This is a genomic window from Streptomyces sp. NPDC025833 (assembly GCF_055558055.1).
The window spans coordinates 1-2,840 of sequence record NZ_JBVHNF010000057.1 but is presented as its reverse complement, the minus strand read 5'-3'; the positions used below and the strand labels follow the sequence as shown (position 1 = coordinate 2,840).

4 protein-coding genes and 1 pseudogene are annotated in these 2,840 nt (G+C 70.4%); all 5 read right to left on the bottom strand.

Features of this window, described 5'->3' with window-relative positions:
- Positions 1 to 385 (bottom strand): annotated as a pseudogene (locus ACZ4K2_RS36910) (cytochrome P450); the annotation flags it as partial.
- Positions 382 to 999 carry a GTP-binding protein gene (locus ACZ4K2_RS36905; protein ID WP_467481098.1) on the bottom strand — a complete coding sequence of 206 codons (618 nt, stop codon included), beginning with the start codon at positions 997 to 999 and terminating at the stop codon, positions 382 to 384. The pseudogene ACZ4K2_RS36910 and the gene ACZ4K2_RS36905, both read right to left, overlap by 4 nt.
- Positions 980 to 1,336 carry a DUF742 domain-containing protein gene (locus ACZ4K2_RS36900; RefSeq protein ID WP_356119353.1) on the bottom strand — a complete coding sequence of 119 codons (357 nt, stop codon included), beginning with the start codon at positions 1,334 to 1,336 and terminating at the stop codon, positions 980 to 982. The genes ACZ4K2_RS36905 and ACZ4K2_RS36900 overlap by 20 nt, the downstream gene beginning before the upstream one ends.
- Complete coding sequence (locus ACZ4K2_RS36895; RefSeq protein WP_467481101.1) at positions 1,333 to 1,752, bottom strand: roadblock/LC7 domain-containing protein; 420 nt, start codon at positions 1,750 to 1,752, stop codon at positions 1,333 to 1,335. The genes ACZ4K2_RS36900 and ACZ4K2_RS36895 overlap by 4 nt, the downstream gene beginning before the upstream one ends.
- 140 nt (positions 1,753 to 1,892) lie before the next feature.
- On the bottom strand, positions 1,893 to 2,840 hold a 948-nt coding region (locus tag ACZ4K2_RS36890; RefSeq protein WP_467481103.1), incomplete at its 5' end, for an ATP-binding protein.

The following is a 2,840-nucleotide window of genomic DNA, read 5'->3' as shown; positions in this document are numbered from 1 at the left end:
CTTCCAGCGCCTGGGTGATCACGCCCGCCCGGCGCTGGTGCTCGGCGCCCTCGGTGAAGAGCACCGATGGCTGGTAGCCGACGTATGGCAGCAACGGCCAGTCGGGCGGGATGTGCTCCCACTGATTCCAGCGGCGGGAGTCCCGCGCGAACAGTTCGTCGTGGGCGGTCACATAGCTGACCTCGGGGTAGCCGAGCACCAGCCAGGCCGGGATGCCGCCGTCGAGCAGTACCGGCGCGACTGCTCCGTGTTCCCTGCGCAGGGCGCGGTACAGCTGGGAAGGCGTCTGCTGGTACTCCAGCCCGGCCAGGTGCACGGCGGAGCCGTGCGCGGGGCAGCCCGGCGGAGGGGCGTCCGTGGGCAGGGAGCCGGTGGTGTCGCTCACGGTGTGCTCTCCTTGGCCAGTGCGCGTGTGTACAGGTGGTCCACCAGAGCGATGAGGACCTCCTTGCCCGACGCCCTGACGCGGGCGTCGCACTCGATCATGGGTACGTGCTCGCCCAAGGCGAGTGCCTGACGGATCTCGTGGAGGGAGAACCGCTTCTCGTCGCCGTCGAAGCGGTTGACCGCCACCACGAAGGGTGTGCCGTGGTGCTCGAGCCGGTCTATGGCATACCAGCAGTCCTCCATGCGCCGGGTGTCGACCAGGACGACCGCTCCGAGGGTGCCGGCGAACAGGCGGTCCCAGAGGAACCAGAAGCGCTCCTGGCCGGGCGCGCCGAAGAGGTAGAGCACCATGCGGTCGTTGAGGCTGATGCGGCCGAAGTCGAAGGCGACGGTCGTGGTGGTTTTGCGCTCCACCCCCCTCGTCTCGTCGACACCCTGGCCCGCCTGGGTCATGACCTCTTCGGTGTTCAGGGGCCGGATCTCGCTGACCGAGCGCACGAGGGTGGTCTTGCCGACCCCGAAGCCGCCCACGACGACGATCTTCAGACCGGTCTCGGCCGTGGCGGTCAGCGGTGTGCGCTGGGAGGGCAGCTCAGAGGTTGTGGAGCCCATGGAGCACCTCCTGGAGCAGGGCGGTTTCTGGAAGGCCCGCAACGGACGCGGCCGCACGCGGGTGGCGGGCGCTGACCTTGCCCAGGGCGCACAGGTCGCCGAGCAGGATGCGCACCACGGTGATGGGGAGTTTCAGCTCGGCCGCGATCTCCACTACCGCGGTGGGGTGCCGGCACAGTTCGAGAATGCGGACGTGCTCCGACTGCATGCCGGTGGAGGGCTCGCACTCGCTGACGATCAGTGTCACCAGGTCGAGGGACGAATCGGCTTCGCTCCGGCCACCCGTGACCATGTACAGCCGGTCCGGGTCGCCGAGATCCACGGGTTTGCGCATCACGCCGGGGCACCCCGGTCGGCGGGCTTTCGGGGCTCGGCCCGCAGATGGTCCCCGATCTGTTCGACCATTTCGGTCATCTGGTGGCCGACGACACCGGGGTCGGCGCTTTCCTGCGCGACGACCGCGAGGTGCGCGCCCTCGCCCGCTTCCACGATGAACAGAAGGCCACCGTGGAACGCGGTCATCGAGTGCCGGACGCCGCCCGATCCGTCGCCGAACTCCACGGAGGCGCCCTGGGACAGCGCCTGCATGCCGGAACAGATGGCCGCCAGCTGGTCGGCCTGGTCGGCGGTCATGTGTTCCGTCCAGCACAGTTTCAGACCGTCACGCGAGAGCACGAGAGCGTGGCGCGTGCCGGGCGTGCGCTCCAGCAGGTTCTTCAGGAGCCAGGTGAGGCTGTTGTCGGTGGTCTCCATGATGGGTGGGGTCGGCTGCCGACCGGTAAGGTCACCAGCCGCTCCCGTGCCTCCAATCCAGCGAAGTGCGGCGAAAAGTGCGGCGAATCGGTGTCGGGGTGATGGGCTGCTGCGGCCTGCCGACGAAAGATGCCCGGCTCTCAGGCGTCGGGGGCGGAGCCGTGCGTGTCCCCGTCGGCTGAGGCACCGCCGGCGCGCCGCCGTCCGCGGTCGAAGGCCCCGAACCGGCTGCCCGCGTCGCGGGCGGGACCGGATTCACGCGGGTCGGCCGGCGTCTGAGTGGCCGACTTGCGCCGGGTGCGCTCCGCCTCGGCCATGGCGCGGCCCGGGGCCCGGACTGGCAGTCCATTGGCGGTGGCCCCACCACGCCCGGCGGACACCTTCGTCGTGGACGTGGTCGTGGACGTGGACGGGGGCGGTCCGACCGGTGCCGAACGTACCGGCCGCGGCTCCCTGGCGGGGTGCGCGGGCGAATGCGGCGCTGGTACGGCCTGCCTCGGCCGCCCGGCCGGCACAGGCTCGTGCCGCTGGGCGACCAGCTGCGGCGGAATCAGGACGACGACGCCCGTGCCGCCGCGCGAGGAGGGCCGGTAACTGACGCTGATGTCGTACTTGGCGGCGAGTCGCCCCACCACGCTCAGCCCCAGCCGGGTGCCTTGCAGCGAGGCGAGGTCGGTGACGCGGCCGGACACGGACTCCACCGCCCGCCGCATGGCCGCGTCGGACATCTTCAGACCGCTGTCCTCGATGGTGACCACGAGGCCCGCGCTGCGTTCCTCGACGTAGACGTGGACCTCGTCGACGGGTGGGGAGAAGTTGGCGGCGTTGTCCATGAGTTCGGCCAGCAGGTGCATGACGCCCTCTGCCGCGAAGCCGCTGATCGCGGCCCTGCTGGAGGAGTGGAGACGCACACGCCGGTAGGCGGCGATCCTGCCGACGGCACCCCGCAGGATGCTCTCCATGACGATGGGCTTGTTCCACACGCGGCTGGAGCGGCCGCCCATCAACAGGGCGAGCCGGTCGGTCATCAGACCCAGCTGCGAGGTGCTGTGGTCCAGACGCAGCAGGTCGCCGAAGACCTCCTCGCC

Excerpts from the sequence above, each read along its gene's own strand:
- ACZ4K2_RS36905 (WP_467481098.1), bottom strand. The coding sequence starts at position 999 with ATGGGCTCCACAACCTCTGAGCTGCCCTCCCAGCGCACACCGCTGACC.
- ACZ4K2_RS36895 (WP_467481101.1), bottom strand. The coding sequence starts at position 1,752 with ATGGAGACCACCGACAACAGCCTCACCTGGCTCCTGAAGAACCTGCTG.